Origin of the sequence: Methylobacterium terrae (genome assembly GCF_003173755.1) — a bacterium.
GTDB classification, from domain to species: Bacteria; Pseudomonadota; Alphaproteobacteria; order Rhizobiales; family Beijerinckiaceae; genus Methylobacterium; species Methylobacterium terrae.
The window spans coordinates 374367-390177 of sequence record NZ_CP029553.1 but is presented as its reverse complement, the minus strand read 5'-3'; the positions used below and the strand labels follow the sequence as shown (position 1 = coordinate 390177).

At 70.9% G+C, this 15811-nt stretch carries 14 protein-coding genes; 9 read left to right on the top strand and 5 right to left on the bottom strand.

The annotated features are described in order from the left end of the window. Positions 1–23: 23 nt before the first annotated feature. Positions 24–1043 carry a tRNA dihydrouridine(20/20a) synthase DusA gene (gene dusA / locus DK419_RS01710; RefSeq protein WP_109957572.1) on the top strand — a complete coding sequence of 340 codons (1020 nt, stop codon included), beginning with the start codon at positions 24–26 and terminating at the stop codon, positions 1041–1043. A 90-nt stretch (positions 1044–1133) separates the two neighbouring features. After that, the gene (glgX, locus tag DK419_RS01705) at positions 1134–3218 is read left to right on the top strand and encodes a glycogen debranching protein GlgX (RefSeq protein WP_109962057.1); all 2085 of its coding nucleotides are present in this window, start codon (positions 1134–1136) and stop codon (positions 3216–3218) included. Positions 3219–3264: 46 nt separating this feature from the next. Here glgX and DK419_RS01700 read toward each other — a convergent pair whose 3' ends face one another. After that, on the bottom strand, positions 3265–4068 hold the full coding sequence (locus tag DK419_RS01700; RefSeq protein ID WP_109957571.1) for an IclR family transcriptional regulator: 804 nt from the start codon (positions 4066–4068) through the stop codon (positions 3265–3267). Positions 4069–4205: 137 nt separating this feature from the next. On the opposite strand from DK419_RS01700, the gene DK419_RS01695 reads away from it, so the two are divergent. Both DK419_RS01695 and DK419_RS01690 read left to right on the top strand, forming a co-directional pair. Next, entirely contained in the window at positions 4206–5228 is a 1023-nt protein-coding gene (locus DK419_RS01695) for a TRAP transporter substrate-binding protein (protein WP_245442788.1), read from the top strand. A 95-nt stretch (positions 5229–5323) separates the two neighbouring features. After that, the gene (locus DK419_RS01690) at positions 5324–6025 is read left to right on the top strand and encodes a hypothetical protein (RefSeq protein ID WP_109957569.1); all 702 of its coding nucleotides are present in this window, start codon (positions 5324–5326) and stop codon (positions 6023–6025) included. 79 nt (positions 6026–6104) lie between these two features. Here DK419_RS01690 and DK419_RS01685 read toward each other — a convergent pair whose 3' ends face one another. Then, positions 6105–7025: a LysR family transcriptional regulator gene (locus DK419_RS01685; RefSeq protein ID WP_109957568.1), complete on the bottom strand. Its 921-nt coding sequence runs from the start codon at positions 7023–7025 to the stop codon at positions 6105–6107. 96 nt (positions 7026–7121) lie between these two features. On the opposite strand from DK419_RS01685, the gene DK419_RS01680 reads away from it, so the two are divergent. The 3 genes from DK419_RS01680 (at position 7122) to mmsB (ending at position 10988) form a co-directional block, all read left to right on the top strand. After that, complete coding sequence (locus DK419_RS01680; protein ID WP_109957567.1) at positions 7122–8621, top strand: CoA-acylating methylmalonate-semialdehyde dehydrogenase; 1500 nt, start codon at positions 7122–7124, stop codon at positions 8619–8621. 275 nt (positions 8622–8896) lie between these two features. After that, positions 8897–10039, top strand: coding sequence for an acyl-CoA dehydrogenase family protein (locus DK419_RS01675; RefSeq protein ID WP_109957566.1), 1143 nt, complete (start codon positions 8897–8899; stop codon positions 10037–10039). Positions 10040–10100: 61 nt separating this feature from the next. Next, a complete protein-coding gene (gene mmsB / locus DK419_RS01670; RefSeq protein ID WP_109957565.1) occupies positions 10101–10988 on the top strand; it encodes a 3-hydroxyisobutyrate dehydrogenase in 888 nt (295 codons plus the stop codon). 66 nt (positions 10989–11054) lie between these two features. Here the strand turns inward: mmsB and DK419_RS01665 are convergent, their stop codons facing one another. After that, positions 11055–11834 (bottom strand): class I SAM-dependent methyltransferase, encoded by a 780-nt coding sequence (locus DK419_RS01665; RefSeq protein ID WP_109957564.1) that lies wholly within the window; start codon positions 11832–11834, stop codon positions 11055–11057. 85 nt (positions 11835–11919) lie between these two features. On the opposite strand from DK419_RS01665, the gene DK419_RS01660 reads away from it, so the two are divergent. Further along, positions 11920–12375, top strand: coding sequence for an Rrf2 family transcriptional regulator (locus DK419_RS01660; protein WP_109957563.1), 456 nt, complete (start codon positions 11920–11922; stop codon positions 12373–12375). A 174-nt stretch (positions 12376–12549) separates the two neighbouring features. Here the strand turns inward: DK419_RS01660 and DK419_RS01655 are convergent, their stop codons facing one another. After that, positions 12550–13458 (bottom strand): outer membrane protein, encoded by a 909-nt coding sequence (locus tag DK419_RS01655; RefSeq protein WP_109957562.1) that lies wholly within the window; start codon positions 13456–13458, stop codon positions 12550–12552. 217 nt (positions 13459–13675) lie between these two features. Here DK419_RS01655 and DK419_RS01650 point away from each other — a divergent pair, with 217 nt between their 5' ends. Continuing rightward, positions 13676–15109 carry a cobyric acid synthase gene (locus DK419_RS01650; protein WP_109957561.1) on the top strand — a complete coding sequence of 478 codons (1434 nt, stop codon included), beginning with the start codon at positions 13676–13678 and terminating at the stop codon, positions 15107–15109. 59 nt (positions 15110–15168) lie between these two features. On the opposite strand, the gene DK419_RS01645 is transcribed toward DK419_RS01650, so the two are convergent. Then, positions 15169–15801: a LysE family translocator gene (locus DK419_RS01645; protein ID WP_109957560.1), complete on the bottom strand. Its 633-nt coding sequence runs from the start codon at positions 15799–15801 to the stop codon at positions 15169–15171. Between the last annotated feature and the right edge of the window lie 10 nt (positions 15802–15811).

Sequence of the window (15811 nt, the reverse complement as noted above, 5' to 3'; positions counted from 1 at the left end):
GGGCGGATCACCACCTCACGACCATGACCGATACTGCTCCTTCCTCGCCCTGGCGCTTCTCCGTCGCCCCGATGATGGACTGGACCGACCGCCACTGCCGGGCGTTCCACCGCATCCTCTCGGCCCGCGCCCTGCTCTACACCGAGATGGTGACGACGGGCGCCGTGCTGCACGGGCCGCGGGAGCGGCTGATCGGCTTCGATGCGGCCGAGCATCCGGTGGCGATCCAGCTCGGCGGGTCGGATCCGGGCGACCTCGCGGCGGCCGCCCGCATCGCGGAAGAGTTCGGCTACCGCGAGGTGAACCTCAATGTCGGCTGCCCCTCGGACCGGGTGCAGGACGGGCGCTTCGGCGCCTGCCTGATGCGCGAGCCAGGCCTGGTGGCTGAGTGCGTCGCCGCCATGAAGGCGGCCGTCTCGGTGCCGGTGACGGTGAAGTGCCGCATCGGCGTCGACGACCAGGACCCGGAGGCGGCGCTCGACGCGCTCACCGCCGCCGTCCGGGCGGCGGGGGTCGACGCGCTCATCGTGCATGCCCGCAAGGCGTGGCTGAAGGGCCTGTCGCCTAAGGAGAACCGGGACATCCCGCCCCTCGATTACAGCCGGGTCCACCGCCTCAAGCGCGCGAACCCGGATCTGCCGATCGCCCTCAACGGCGGCCTGCAGGATCTCGCGATCGCCGCGGCCGAGCTCGCGCCGCGGGACGGGATCGCCCTCGACGGGGTGATGCTCGGCCGCGCGGCCTATGCCGAGCCGGCGCTGCTGCTGGGCGTCGATCCGGAGCTGTTCGGCGAGCTGGCCCCGGTGACGGATCCGTTCGCGGCGATCGAGGCCTACGCGCCCTACATCGCGAAGCGGCTCCAGGAGGGCGTGCGCCTGCACACCATGACCCGGCACATGCTCGGCCTGTTCAACGGACGGCCCGGGGCACGGCCCTACCGCCGCCACCTCTCGGTCGCCGGCACGCGGCCGGATGCGGGCCTCGACACGCTGCGCGAGGCGGTGGCACTCGTCTCCCGCGAGCCGGCGAGCGCGGCGGCCTGAGGACGGGAGCATCCGTCAGCTTGGCAGCCGGCCGGTCCGCGGGCATGTTCGCTCGTGAACAGGCTCGTGCCCCAGGGAATGACGGACCGGATGATCGCACTCGATGACGGCGCCCCGGCCCCGCTCGGCGCCCATTTCGACGGGCGCGGGGTCAACTTCGCGCTGTTCTCCGCCCACGCCACGGCAGTGGACCTGTGCCTGTTCGATCCGACGGGGCGCGTCCAGACCGACGTGGTCCGGCTGCCGCGGCGCACCGACGACGTCTGGCACGGCTACCTCTCCGGGGTGCTCCCGGGCCAGCTCTACGGCTACCGGGTGCACGGCCCCTGGGATCCGGGGCGGGGCCACCGCTTCAACCCGCACAAGCTCCTGATCGACCCCTATGCCCGCGAGCTGCACGGCCGGGTGCGCTGGCACGACGCGCTCTACCCGTATCGCCGCGGCAGCCACCGCGAGGACGTGCTCGACCGGCGCGACAGCGCCCCGATGATGCCGAAGGGCGTGGTGACGGCTCCCGAGGCACCGGTCCACGACGACCCGCCGCTCCGCCACCCGCTGGTCGACAGCGTGATCTACGAGGCCCATGTCCGGGCCCTGACCCACACCCATCCGGGGGTGCCCCTGCCGTGGCGCGGCACCTACGCGGCGCTCGGCCACCCGGCGATCGTCGAGCATCTGGTGCGCCTCGGCGTCACGGCGGTCGAATTGCTGCCGATCCAGGCCTTCGTCGACGACCGCTTCCTGGTCGAGAAGGACCTCTCCAACTTCTGGGGCTACTCGCCGCTCAACTACTTCGCGCCCGAGCCGCGCTACCTCGGCCCCGCCGGCATCCCCGGCCTGAGGAGCGCGATCCGCCAGCTCCATGCCGCCGGCATCGAGGTGCTGATGGACGTGGTCTACAACCATACCTGCGAGGCCGACCATACCGGCCCGAGCCTGTCGTTCCGCGGCATCGACAATGCGAGCTACTACAAGCTCCAGCCCGACGATCCGCGCCGCGACATCGACTGCACCGGCTGCGGCAACACCCTCGACGTCGCGGTGCCGCGGGTGATGCAGATGGTGCTCGATTCGCTGCGCCACTGGGTCGAGGCGTACCGGATCGACGGCTTCCGCTTCGACCTGGCGTCCAGCCTCGCCCGCTCCCCCCACGACTTCACGCCCCGCGCCGCGGTGCTGCAGGCGATGGCGCAGGACCCGGTCCTGTCCCGGGTCAAGCTCATCGCCGAGCCGTGGGACATCGGCATGGGCGGCTACCAGCTCGGCGGCTTCCCGGTCGGCTGGAGCGACTGGAACGACCAGTTCCGCGACGCGGCAAGGGGCTTCTGGCGGGGTGACGCCGGCCAATTGCCGAAGCTGACGCAAGGGCTGACCGGCTCCAAGGAGATCTTTTCGGCTTCCGGCCGCGGGCCGTCCGCCAGCATCAACTTCATCGCCTCCCACGACGGCTACACGCTCGCCGACGTCGTCGCCTACGAGGAGAAGCACAACGAGGCCAACGGCGAGGGCAACCGCGACGGCCACGGCCACAACGTCTCGCGCAACTACGGCGTCGAGGGCCCGACCGACGACCCCGAGATCCTCTCCTTGCGCGCGCGCCAGAAGCGCAACCTGCTCGCCACGATCCTGCTGGCGCAGGGCGTGCCGATGCTGCTGATGGGCGACGAGCGCTCGCGCAGCCAGGGCGGTAACAACAACGCCTATTGCCAGGACAATCCCACCTCCTGGATGGACTGGGAGAGCGACGGCGGCGACGCCGAGTTCACCGAGTTCGTGCGCCACCTCCTGGCGCTCCGTCGCGATCACCGGGCGCTGCGCCGGCGGAAGTTCCTCACCGGCGAGACCGTGGCGCCGGGGGGCTTCAAGGACGTGCACTGGCTCTCGCCCTGCGGCGCCGAGATGGACGACGGCGCCTGGGGCGAGCCTGAGCGCCGCGCCTTCGGCATGCAGATCGGCAACGACGCGCCGGACGGGCGCCGCCTCCTGATCCTCGCCAATGCCGGGGAGGGCGCGCTGGAGTTCCGGCTCGCCAAGGTGATCGGCGGGCCGTGGACGCCGCTGTTCGACACCACGGTCGCGGACGGGCGGCCGGCGGGGCGGGAGGCGGTGCGGCGCGGGGGGAGCGTGCGGCTGCCGGGGCGGGCGCTCCTGGTGCTGGCGCGGGATGGGGCGTAGCGCGCGCGGCCCGGAAGGCCGTCCGGAACCGGCTTGTCGGACGGCGTCACGCCATGTTGCCCCAGGTGCCGCGGCCGTCCGTCTTGAGAAGCGGTGACGCACTTCCGATCAGCGCGAGTTCGTTCGCCATCTTCACCAGGCTCGGTCCGAGACGGAGCATGCGTTCCTCGGTGAAGCGGGAGGACGGACCGGCGATGACGAGGGCGCCCGCCGCCGGCTCGCCCTTGCGCCTCACCACCGCGGCCACCGAGCTCATGCCGGACGCATACATGTCCTGGATCATGCTGAAGCCCCGCTTCCGGTGCGCCTGCAGCATCGGGAGGAGAGCCTCGACGGTGACCGGCGCGTTCGGCCCGTAGCTCGCCGGATCGCCGAGGCCCTGACGGACCACGATTTCGGTCGCCTGCTGGTCGCTCAGGGTTGCAAGCCAGGCATGGCCCGCCGCGCTGCATGAGAGCGTCAGGTCGATGCCCATGTCGGGATCGTAGAGCAGACCGACCTTCGACCCCACCGCCTTCGCGACCAGGGTCAGCCGGTTTCCGTCGAGGATGGCGAGACGAACGAGTTCGTCCGTCTCCCGGGCCAACCTGTTCATGACCGGCTGCGCGATGTCGATGATGCCGGACTTGCTCAGGAAGCTCATGCCCATCGAGGAGAGTTTCGTGGTGAGGGCGTATTCCCCGCGCCGAAGCGGCCGGACGTAACCGGACTTCACCAGCTCGTTCAGGGTGCGATGGCAGCCGCTGCGGATCTGATTGAGATCGGTCGCGATCGCCACGAGCGGTGCTCCGTGCGGGCGGGATGCCAGATACTCCAGAATAGCCAGCGCCTTCTCCATCGAACCGCTCATGCCGACCTCTCGCGATCTGCTCTTGCTTTCAAAATTTGAAAGATAGTCAAAAAATGTTGCCTGGTCGATTCGTGGCCGGCACGATGCGGGAGTTCAGGGCGCGAATAGCGACAGCTCGACAGGGGAGGGCGACCACGATGGGGATGGGCCTCATTCACCGCAGGACTGCGCTGCCCGCGATCGCAGCCGTGCCGTTCGTCGCCGCACCGTTCGTCCGTCGTGCCGCCGCCGCCGAGTTCAGCCTCAAGATCGCGCACCCGCTGGCCGCGGCACATCCGACGAACACCCGTCTCCTGGAGGCCGCCGACAGGATCGCGAAGGACACGGACGGCCGGGTCGAGCTGCGGATCTTTCCGAACGGCCAGCTCGGGGGCGAAGCGGACACCCTCAGCCAGCTGCGGTCCGGAGCCGTCGAAGGTTACGTCATCGGCGGCCTCGTCGTGTCGACGGTCGTGCCCGCGGCGGCCCTGGACGGAACCGGGTTCGCCTTCAGCGATGCCTCGAAGGTCTGGCCGGCCATGGATGGCAAGCTCGGCGCCCACATCCGGGACGCATTCGCGAAGAGCAACCTGTACGCCGCTCGCACGTCCTGGGACCTCGGCTTCCGGGAGATCACCACGTCGGTGAAGCCGATCCGGACGGTCGCGGACCTGAGCGGGCTGAAGATCCGCGTTCCGAGCGCCGCCGCCTATACGAGCCTGTTCAAGGCGCTGGACGCGGCGCCGACCAGCGTGCAGTTCACCGACGTCTATCCCGCGTTGCAGACCCGGATCGTCGATGCGCAGGAAAACCCGCTCAGCCTGATCGTGACGTCGCGCTTCCATGAAGTTCAGAAATTCTGCTCCCTGAGCAATCACATCTGGCAGGGCAACTGGGTCCTGTTCAACGGCCGCGTCTGGAAGGGTATCCCGGAGGCGCTTCAGGAGATCGTCGAAAGCCGGCTGAACGAGGCGGGGCGGGCGCAGCGCAACGATCTCGCCGGGCTCGAGCAGAGCTATCGCGACACGATGGTCAGGAGCGGGATCGCGTTCAACGACGTCGATGCCGACTCGTTTCGCGCCAAGCTGAGATCTGCCGGCTACTACACGGACGTTCGCCGCAAGTTCGGCGACCAGGCGTTCCAGATCCTGGAAGAGGCCGCCGGGGCGTCCTTCGGCTGAGGCCGCGCGGGACCGGTGCCGTCATGGGGGGACGGGCGGTCCGGTGCATTCCTGCAGAGCTGCCGCCCGATACCACGCGAGTCTGAGAGGCCAGCATGTCTTTACTGGGCCGCGCCGCGGTCGCCATGTGGTGGAGCATCGAACCGGAGATGCGGGCGGAGTTCGGTGACTGGCATTCTCACGAGCATTTCCCGGAACGGCTGAGCATCCCCGGTTTCCTGCGCGGGTCGCGCTGGGCGAGCACGCTGGAGGACGGCGGGTTTTTCGTGCTCTACGAGCTCGAGGCTTACGAGACGCTCACCTCGCAAGGGTATCTGGACCGGCTCAACGCGCCGACGCCCTGGTCCACGACGATGATGCCCCACCACTTGGGAATGGTGCGCAGCCAATGCCGCGTCGAGGCGAGCTTCGGCGGCGGCGTGGCGCTCTCCCTCGCCACGGTCCGGCTGTCGCCCGGGGACGGGGACAGGTCGGCCTTGCGCGACCGGATCGTCGGCAGGCTCGCGAATCTCGCCTCCGAGCCTGGCCTGACCGGCGCGCATCTCCTGGTGACGGATACGCCGCGCGCGCGCGCCCCGACGCGCGAGCAGGAAATCCGCGGCGGCGACCGCACGGCCGACTGGGTCGTGCTGGTCTCGGGCTACGATCCGGCTCGTGTCCAGGCTTGCGTGACGCAGCATGTCTCCGCGAGCACCCTTCACGGCCTGAACGAGGATCGTCCCGTCATCGTCGGCCACCATCGATTGTCCTTCTGCATGACGGCCGTGGATGTTGGCGCATCATCGGCTGCGGTGTGAGCGCGGCGGCACCGTGACGATGGGGCTGACCCTGCCGGCTCGGTGCGCAGTCGAGTCGTCCGGGTTGAGGTCCCGCCCCTCATCCCACCGGCCCGAACAGCGCCCGCTCCGCCTCGACCACCGCGTAGATGTGCTCCGCCACTGCCCGGATCCGGGCGAGGTCGCGGCTGTCGGCGTGCATCATCAGCCAGAAGCCGCGGGTGAGCGTGATTTCGTCCGGCAGCACGCAGGTCAGGTCGCTCCGCCCGGCCGCCATGAAGCAGGGCAGCACCGCGAGGCCGAGGCCCGCCACCGTCGCCTGGAGCTGGGCGTTGAGGTTGGCGCTCCGTAAGCGGGCGCTCACCCCCGGCGCGACCTGCTGCAGGTAGTCGAGCTCCGGCGAGTAGAGCAGCTCGTCGATGTAGCCGACGAAGCGGTGGCCCTCGAGGTCGGCCTTCGTCCGGATCGGCGGGTGCTGCGCGAGGTAGGCCGGGGCGGCGTAGAGCCGGAGCGCGTAGTCGGTGAGCTTGCGCCCGACGATCCGCCCCTCCGGCGGCAGGCTCAGCCCGATGGCGATGTCGGCCTCGCGCTTCGACAGGCTGAACAGCCGGGCCGTCGCCACGAGCTCGATGTCGAGCTCGGGGTGGCGCTCGACGAGGCCGGCGAGGCGGGGGGCCAGGAAGGTGCTGCCGAAGCCGTCCGGCGCGCCGATCCGCACCGTGCCCACCAGCTGCGACGCCGCCCGGCCGACCGCCGCCTCGCCGTGGATGATCGCCGATTCGACGGCATCCGCCGTCGCCACGAGCGCGAGGCCCGCTTGCGTCGCGGTGTAGCCCGAGGCGCGCCGGTGGAAGAGCTTCTCGCTCAGGCGCCGCTCGAGGCGGTCGATGCGGCGGATCACCGTCGCGTGGTCGACCCCGAGCCGGCGCGCCGCCGCCGAGACCGTGCCGGCCCGGTGCACCGCCAGCACGAAGCGGTAATCGTCCCACACGTCGCCTTTTCCACCCTCCGGTTCCCGCATCCGCGCACACCCGTTCCGCTCCCACGCCCCTTCCGCTATGGGGATCGCCAGGGCAAGGTGCCCCCCAACACACGATTGATCCAGGGAGGATCCCCAATGGCGCGCGAAGTCGGGCACTTCATCGGCGGCGAGCACGTTCCCGGCCGCTCGGGCCGCACCTCCGACATCTACCAGCCGATGACCGGCGAGGTGATCGGGCGCCTGGCGCTGGCGAGCCGGGCCGAGATGCGCGCCGCGATCGAGAACGCCGCCAAGGCGCAGGTGACCTGGGCTGCCACCAACCCGCAGCGCCGCGCGCGGGTGATGATGCGCTTCCTCGACCTCGTGGCGCGCGAGATGGACAGCCTCGCCGATCTCCTCGCCCGCGAGCACGGCAAGACCATCCCCGACGCCAAGGGCGACATCCAGCGCGGCGTCGAGGTGGTGGAGTTCGCCTGCGGCATCCCGCACCTGCAGAAGGGCGAGTACACGGAAGGCGCCGGCCCCGGCATCGACATCTACTCGATGCGCCAGCCGCTGGGCGTGGTCGCCGGCATCACGCCGTTCAACTTCCCCGCCATGATCCCGATGTGGAAGTTCGCGCCCGCCATCGCCTGCGGCAACGCCTTCATCCTCAAGCCCTCGGAGCGCGATCCGGGCGTGCCGATGCGGCTTGCCGAACTCATGATCGAGGCCGGGCTCCCGGCCGGCATCCTCAACGTCGTCAACGGCGACAAGGAGGCGGTCGACGCGATCCTCGACGACGACATCATCCAGGCGGTCGGCTTCGTCGGCTCCTCCGACATCGCCCAGTACGTCTATGCCCGGGCCACCGCCACGGGAAAGCGCGCCCAGTGCTTCGGCGGCGCCAAGAACCACATGATCATCATGCCGGACGCCGACATGGACCAGGCCGTCGACGCCCTGATGGGCGCCGGCTTCGGCTCGGCCGGCGAGCGCTGCATGGCGGTGTCGGTGGCGGTGCCGGTCGGCGAGAAGACCGCCGACGCGCTGATGAGCAAGCTGATCCCGCGGGTCGAGAGCCTGAAGATCGGCCCGTCCACCGACCCGAGCGCCGATTATGGCCCGCTCGTCACCAAGGCGGCGTTGGAGCGGGTGCGCAACTACGTCGAGATCGGCGTGAACGAGGGCGCCAAGCTCGCGGTCGACGGCCGGGCCTTCAAGATGCAGGGCTACGAGAACGGCTTCTACATGGGCGGCTGCCTGTTCGACCACGTGACGCCGGAGATGCGGATCTACAAGGAGGAGATCTTCGGCCCCGTGCTCTCGGTGGTGCGCGCCAAGGACTACGCCGAGGCCCTGCGGCTCCCCAACGAGCACGAATACGGCAACGGCGTCGCGATCTTCACCCGCGACGGCGACGCGGCCCGCGACTTCGCCGCGAAGGTGCAGGTCGGCATGGTCGGCATCAACGTGCCGATCCCAGTGCCGCTGGCCTACTACACCTTCGGCGGCTGGAAGCGCTCGGGCTTCGGCGACCTCAACCAGCACGGGCCCGATGCGGTGCGCTTCTACACCAAGACCAAGACGGTCACCCAGCGCTGGCCGTCGGGGGTCAAGGAAGGCGCGCAGTTCTCGATGCCGGTGATGCAGTAGGCAAGACGGGACGCGCGGGCCTTCTCCTCTCCCGTGGGCGGGGAGAGGGCTGCATTCCTGTTCAGGGAATGCAGCAAGCCCGAAGGGCGAGGGTGAGGGGGCGTTTCCGGAGGAGTCACATCCGGCACCTCCCCCTCACCCTCGGCTGACGCCTCGCTGTGTCTCCTGAACGGAGACGCAGCCCTCTCCCCGCCCGCGGGGAGAGGGGAAGGCGGCGCCTTTTTTGGCGCTGGGTTAGAGACAAAAACCTAAACAGAACGGGAGGAACCGCCGCCATGACCCTGTTCACCCTCCCCGAGGACCAGGTCGCCATTCGCGACATGGCGCGCAGCTTCGCGGCCGAGCGGATCGCGCCGCACGCCCTCGACTGGGACGAGCGCAAGCATTTCCCCCTCGACGTGCTGCGGGAGGCGGCCTCCCTCGGCATGGGCGGCATCTACATTTCCGAGGAGCATGGCGGCTCCGGCCTGACCCGGCTCGACGCCGCCCTGATCTTCGAGGCCCTGAGCCTCGGCTGCCCGACGGTGGCGGCGTTCCTGTCGATCCACAACATGGCCGCGTGGATGATCGACAGGTTCGGATCGGCGGCCCAGCGCGAGCGCTTCCTGCCGGGCCTGTGCCGGATGGATCAGGTCGCCGCCTACTGCCTGACCGAGCCCGGCTCCGGCTCGGATGCGGCTTCGCTCCGCACCACCGCCCGGCGGGAGGGCGACCATTACGTCCTCGACGGCGCCAAGCAGTTCATCTCGGGCGCCGGCGCGGCCGACCTCTACGTGACGATGGTGCGCACCGGCGAGGCGGGGCCGAAGGGCATCTCGACCCTGGTGGTGCCGTCCGACGCGCCGGGCCTGTCCTTCGGCCCGAACGAGCGCAAGATGGGCTGGAACGCCCAGCCGACCCGCGCCGTGATCTTCGAGGAGTGCCGGGTGCCGGTGGAGAACCGCCTCGGCGAGGAGGGGATCGGCTTTCGCATCGCCATGGCGGGGCTCGACGGCGGCCGGCTCAACATCGGCGCCTGCTCCCTCGGCGGGGCGCAAGCGGCGCTCGACAAGAGCCTCGCCTACATGGCCGAGCGCAAGGCCTTCGGGAAGCGCCTCGACGCGTTCCAGGCGCTGCAGTTCCGCCTCGCCGACATGGCGACCGAGCTCGAGGCCGCCCGCGCGCTCCTCTACGGCGCCGCGGCCGCCCTCGACCGGAAGGATCCCGACGCCACCCAGCGCTCGGCGATGGCCAAGCGCTTCGCGACCGATACCGGCTTCCGGGTCGCCAACGAGGCGCTCCAGCTCCACGGCGGCTACGGCTACCTGTCGGAATACGGCGTGGAGAAGATCGTCCGCGACCTGCGGGTGCACCAGATCCTGGAGGGCACCAACGAGATCATGCGGGTGATCGTGGCCCGCGGCCTCGTCGCGGGCTGAGACCGTGCCGTCGGCAGCCCCGCGTCGCAAAAGCAGAGATCAACAGAGGAAACGCTGAGCCATGACGCAGATCGCCTTCCTGGGCCTCGGCAACATGGGCGGCCCGATGGCCGCCAACCTCGTCGCGGCCGGTCACGCGGTGACGGGCTTCGACCTGATGCCGGAGGCGCTGGACGCCGCCCGCGCGGCGGGAATCGCCGTGGGGGGGAGCGCCGAGGACGCGGTCGAGGGGGCCGAGATCGTCGTCACCATGCTGCCGGCGGGGCGTCACGTGCTCGCGGTCTACGACGCGGTGCTGCCGCACGTGGCCGAGGGCGCGCTGATGATCGACTGCTCGACCATCGACGTCGCCAGCGCCCGGGCGGCCCACGACAAGGCGCGCGAGCGCGGGCTCGCCGGCCTCGACGCCCCGGTCTCCGGCGGCGTCGGCGGGGCCAAGGGCGCGACCCTGACCTTCATGGCGGGGGGCTCCCCGGAGGCCTTCGCCCGGGCCGAGCCGGTGCTGGCGAGGATGGGCCGCAAGGTCGTGCATTGCGGCGAGGCCGGCGCCGGCCAGGCGGCCAAGATCTGCAACAACATGATCCTCGGCATCTCGATGATCGGCGTCGCCGAGGCCTTCGTGCTGGCGGAGAAGCTCGGCCTCTCGCACCAGGCCCTGTTCGACGTCGCCTCGACCTCCTCGGGCCAGTGCTGGTCGCTCACCACCTACTGCCCGGTCCCGGGTCCCGTCCCGGCCTCGCCGGCCAACAATGACTACAAGCCGGGCTTCGCCGCCGCCCTGATGCTGAAGGACCTGCGCCTGTCGCAGGAGGCCGCGACGAGCGCCGGCGCCGCGACGCCGCTCGGCGCGCACGCGGAGGCCATCTACGCCGCCTTCGAGGCGGCGGGGCAGGGGGGCACCGACTTCTCGGGCATCATCCGCCACCTGCGGGAGGCGGGGCGGGAGTAGCCCCGCCGCCGGCACCGGGTCGCACGCGCGCTCCGCCCGGTCGAGCGGGCGCAAACGACGCCGGTCTCAGCGCTCGGCCACGGCGATCAGGGCGGTGGAGGCGATCGGCAGGATGGGGCGCCCCGCCGCCAGCCGGTGCGCTTCGGCGACGACCGCCGCCTGGTCCGCGTCGCTCAGGCCCGTCCAGTCGGGCGACAGGCCGAACACCGTGTCGGGCGCGTCGAGCCTCGCGACGGCGAGCTCGTAGTCGAAGACGGCCCGGGTGATCCGCGGGGCGCGGTAGCCCGCCGCGACCATCTCCCGGGAAAGCCGGTCCGGATCGCCCAAGGCCGTCGCGCCCTCGGGCATCGGCATCGCCTCGCGGTCGGGAAACAGCGTCTCGCGGATCCGGCGGAGCAGCAGGAAGGTGGCCGCACCCTGCTCCTGCCACGTCGCCACGACGCCGTGGCCGCCGGGCTTCGTGACCCGGGCCATCTCGGCGAGCCCCCGGCGCCAATCGGGGAACATGATCACCCCGAAGATCGAGAATACGGCATCGAAGCCGGCATCCGGCAGGGCGAGGGCCTGCCCGTCCATCACCGCCGCCTCGATGGTCGGGCACCGCGAGGCCGCGACGCGGGCGACCATGCCGGGCGAGAAATCGATCGCCAGCACCTGCGCGCCCGTCCGTGCCGCGGCGCGCGCCAGGGCGCCCGTCCCCGTCGCGACGTCGAGGATCCGGCTGTCGGAAGTCAGCGCCACCCGCGCGAGCGCCGCCTCGGCGAAGCGCGCGGTGAACGGGTGGGCGGTCTCCTCGTAATGCTCGGCGACCTTGTCCCACCGGGCGGGGTCCTCGAACTCGCGCATCGTCGGCGTCTCCTCGTCATGTAACTCCAAAAGTATCGTAAGAGGTCGCGCTTGCCAATCCGGTCGGTGCGTGGAGGATGGCGGCGTGCGCACCGACAGCCGCCTCTCCCGAACGCTCCACGTGCTCCTCCACATGGCACGGAGCGACGCGCCGATGACCTCCGAGGCGATCGGGCGGATGCTGGGCACGAATCCGGTCGTCGTCCGCCGTACGATGGCGGGGCTGCGCAAGGCCGGTTACGTCAGGTCGGAGAAGGGGCACGGCGGCGGGTGGACCCTCGCCGCGAACCTGGAAGACGTGTCGCTGCTCGACGTGCATCGCGCCGTCGGCGGCCCGCGCCTCTTCGCGATCGGCAGCGATCGCCCGGATCCCGCCTGCGCCGTCGAGAGGGTCGTGAACGAGGCGGTGGAGGGGACCTTGCGGGAGGCCGAGGCGCTGCTGGTCGCGCGGCTGGCCTCGGTCAGCCTCGCGGAACTGGCGCGCGGCTTCGATGCGCGGTGTCGCCCGGCCGGGTCCGGGGCGGCGGCGGTCTGCGAGTGAGGCGGCCCGCCCATCCGCCGGGGAGTCTGCCCGCGCTGCTCCGCTGAATGGAACCCGGTGGATGCGAGAGCCGGGAGGTTCAAGCAAAAACGGCCGCCGGGCGATCTGCCCCGCGGCCGTGAAGAGAGGCGGGCCTTGAGCAGGCCCGCCGATGCGGCTCAGCCGATCCGGGGATCAGAGGCCGTTGAACTTGTAGCTGAACCCGGCGCGGACGAGGTTGCCCTCGGTGTGGAAGCGCGAGGTGTAGGAGCCGCGCGGCTGGGCGGCGGCGGCCACCGTGAGGCCGGTGTTGTTGACGAGCACGTTGCGGCTGCCGAGGTCGTAGTGGAGGTACTCGGCCTTGATCGTCACGGCCTGGGACTGGATGCCGAGCAGGCCGAGCAGGCTGAAGCGGGCCAGGAACGAGTCGGTCGGGAGCGCGTACTCGATGCCGCCGCCATAGGCGTAGCCGGTCTCGAGCTGGTTGTAGCGGCCGCTATAGGCGAGCGCCAGCGGCGGGGTGGCGCCGGCCGTGGTGTAGAAGTTGGCGCGGTAATCGACGCCGCCATAGGCGAAGCCGCCCATGCCGTAGACGAAGACGCGGTCAAAGGCGTAGCCGACGCGGCCGACGACGGTGCCGAGCCAGGACAGCTCCTGGCGGAAGGCGCTCGGGTCGGAGAAGCCGCCATTCGCGGCGAGCTGCGGGCCGAGGTAGAAGGTGTTCTTGTGGAGGTCGGTCCAGGCCCAGTCGGCCTGGACGCCGACCACGAAGCCCGAGCCCGGCGTGAACTGGTAGTTGTAGCCGAAGCCGCCGCCGATGTTGGCCAGCCCGTCCTGCTCGTTGCGCACCGACGGCGGGCGACGCAGGGTCGCGACGTTGCCGATCGTGTTGGTCGGCGCCACGTCGTTGCCGATCGTGGTGATGCGCTGGCGGTCGGTGAAGGTGTAGTCGGTGTGCAGGCCGGCGTAGAAGCCGGTCCAGGTGAAGACCGGCACGGCCGTGAAGACCGGCGGCGGGGCGACGCGGCGCGGCAGGTCGGCCGCGGAGGCCGCTCCGGCGAGGAGCGACGTCGCGGCGCCGGCGAGCATGAGCTTCTTGATCACTGGAATACGCCCCGGTTGAACGGATATATGCCGGGACGCTACCTTGACCGTGGCCGGGCGCCTATGACCGCGGCGCCACACCCGCCTGTCGACCGCCACGGTTTCTGAATTTTTTCCGTGCGCTGCCGCACGGTCCCGGCAAGAACCGCCGGTGCACCCGACCGGCCAATCCCGAGGATCCATGCCCGCACGAGACGAATCGAGGCCGCGGGCCCTGATGATCCAGGGCACCGGCTCGGATGTCGGCAAGTCGCTGATCGTCGCCGGGCTCGCCCGCCTCTACGCGCGACGGGGCCTGCGGGTGCGGCCGTTCAAGCCGCAGAACATGTCGAACAACGCCGCCGTGACGGCCGACGGCGGCGAGATCGGCCGCGCCCAGGCGCTCCAGGCCCGGGCGGCGGGCGTGGCGCCCTCGGTCCACATGAACCCGGTGCTCCTCAAGCCCCAGAGCGAGACCGGCTCCCAGGTGGTGGTGCAGGGGCGGATGGTCGGCACCGCGCGGGCCCGCGAGTACCAGGCCTGGAAGCCGCGCCTCCTTGCGGCGGTCGTCGAGAGCTTCGGGCGGCTGCGGGCGGAATCCGACCTGGTGCTGGTCGAGGGCGCGGGCTCGGCCTCCGAGGTCAACCTGCGCCGCGGCGACATCGCCAATATGGGGTTTGCCCGCGCCACCGGGACGCCGGTGGTGCTGCTCGGCGACATCGACCGCGGCGGGGTGATCGCGAGCCTCGTCGGCACGAAGGCGGTGATCGATCCCGAGGATGCCGCGATGGTGCGGGGCTTCCTCGTCAACCGCTTCCGGGGCGACCCGTCGCTGTTTGCCGACGGCATGGGGCTCATCGCCGCCCGCACCGGCTGGGAGGCGCTCGGGCTGATCCCGCACTTCCCCGAGGCCGCCCGGCTGCCGGCGGAGGACGTGATGGGGCTGAAAGGGGCCGAGCGGCCGGGTGGGAGGGTCGTGGCGGTGCCGGTCCTGCCCCGCATCGCCAATTTCGACGATCTCGACCCCTTGCGGGCCGAGCCGGGGGTGAGCGTGGTGCTGGTCGATCCCGGCCGGCCGATCCCGCCGGCCGACCTCGTGCTGCTGCCGGGCTCGAAGACCACGATCCCCGACCTCGCCTTCCTGCGCGCGCAAGGCTGGGACATCGACATCCTGGCCCATCGCCGCCGGGGCGGGCGGGTGCTCGGCCTGTGCGGCGGCTACCAGATGCTCGGCACGACCCTGAGCGACCCGCAGGGCATCGAGGGCCCGCCCGGCACGGTGGCGGGCCTCGGCCTCCTCGACGTGGCGACGGTGATGACCGCCGAGAAGCGGCTGGCCGCGGCGAGCGGCGTGAGCCTGCCGGACGGGACCCCGTTCACCGGCTACGAGATGCATGTCGGCGAGACCGGCGGGCCCGACGCCGCCCGGCCGCTGCTGCGCCTCGCCGACGGCCGCACCGACGGCGCGGTCTCCGCCGACGGGCTCGTCAGCGGCACCTACGTCCACGGGCTGTTCTCCGACGAGGGCCAGCGCGCCCTGTGGCTGGCCCGCCTCGGCGCCGCGCCGGGCCCGGAGGCTTACGAGGCGGTGATCGAGGGCGTGCTCGACCGCCTCGCCGACCACCTCGAGGCGCATGTCGATTGCGACCGGCTGCTGGCGCTGGCGGTCTAGAGCTCAGCGCCGAGCCGCGCGTTCGGCGGATGCGAGAGACCGGGTTCAGACCGCCCGCTTCAGCGGCGAGCCTCCGTCATCATCCGGACGGCCAGCGCGGCCAGCACCGTTCCCATGATCCAGCGCTGCACGACCGCGAAGGACGGCCGGCGGGTCAGGAACAGCGCGATTGATCCGGCCGCGACCGCGATGGTCGCGTTGACGAGGACGCTGATGACGATCTGCGTCGCGCCGAGCACGAGGGCCTGGCCCAGCACGCCGCCGGCCGCGGGATCGATGAACTGCGGCAGCAGCGAGAGATACATGACCGCGATCTTCGGATTGAGCAGGTTGGTCAGGAGGCCCATGAGGAACAGCTTTCGCGGGCTGTCCTTCGGCAGGTTCTTGACCTCGAAGGGCGAGCGTCCGCCGGGCCGGACGGCCTGCCACGCGAGCCAGAGCAGGTAGAGCGCGCCACCGATGCGGATCGCGTCGTAGGCGTAGGGCACTGCGAGGACGAAGGCGGTGATGCCGAGGGCCGCGCAGAGCATGTAGAAGACGAAGCCCAAGGCCACGCCGCCGAGGGAGATCAAACCCGCGATCCTGCCCTGGCAGATGGAGCGCGAGATCAGGTAGATCATGTTGGGCCCAGGCGTCAGGACCATGCCGAGCGCGATCGCCGCGAAAGCAAGAAGGTTGCTCAAGGTGGGCATCACTGTTCCA

Coding starts and splice junctions, on each gene's coding strand:
- dusA (WP_109957572.1), top strand. CDS start 24: ATGACCGATACTGCTCCTTCCTCGCCCTGGCGCTTCTCCGTCGCCCCG.
- glgX (WP_109962057.1), top strand. CDS start 1,134: ATGATCGCACTCGATGACGGCGCCCCGGCCCCGCTCGGCGCCCATTTC.
- DK419_RS01700 (WP_109957571.1), bottom strand. CDS start 4,068: ATGAGCGGTTCGATGGAGAAGGCGCTGGCTATTCTGGAGTATCTGGCA.
- DK419_RS01695 (WP_245442788.1), top strand. CDS start 4,206: ATGGGGATGGGCCTCATTCACCGCAGGACTGCGCTGCCCGCGATCGCA.
- DK419_RS01690 (WP_109957569.1), top strand. CDS start 5,324: ATGTCTTTACTGGGCCGCGCCGCGGTCGCCATGTGGTGGAGCATCGAA.
- DK419_RS01685 (WP_109957568.1), bottom strand. CDS start 7,025: ATGCGGGAACCGGAGGGTGGAAAAGGCGACGTGTGGGACGATTACCGC.
- DK419_RS01680 (WP_109957567.1), top strand. CDS start 7,122: ATGGCGCGCGAAGTCGGGCACTTCATCGGCGGCGAGCACGTTCCCGGC.
- DK419_RS01675 (WP_109957566.1), top strand. CDS start 8,897: ATGACCCTGTTCACCCTCCCCGAGGACCAGGTCGCCATTCGCGACATG.
- mmsB (WP_109957565.1), top strand. CDS start 10,101: ATGACGCAGATCGCCTTCCTGGGCCTCGGCAACATGGGCGGCCCGATG.
- DK419_RS01665 (WP_109957564.1), bottom strand. CDS start 11,834: ATGCGCGAGTTCGAGGACCCCGCCCGGTGGGACAAGGTCGCCGAGCAT.
- DK419_RS01650 (WP_109957561.1), top strand. CDS start 13,676: ATGATCCAGGGCACCGGCTCGGATGTCGGCAAGTCGCTGATCGTCGCC.
- DK419_RS01645 (WP_109957560.1), bottom strand. CDS start 15,801: ATGCCCACCTTGAGCAACCTTCTTGCTTTCGCGGCGATCGCGCTCGGC.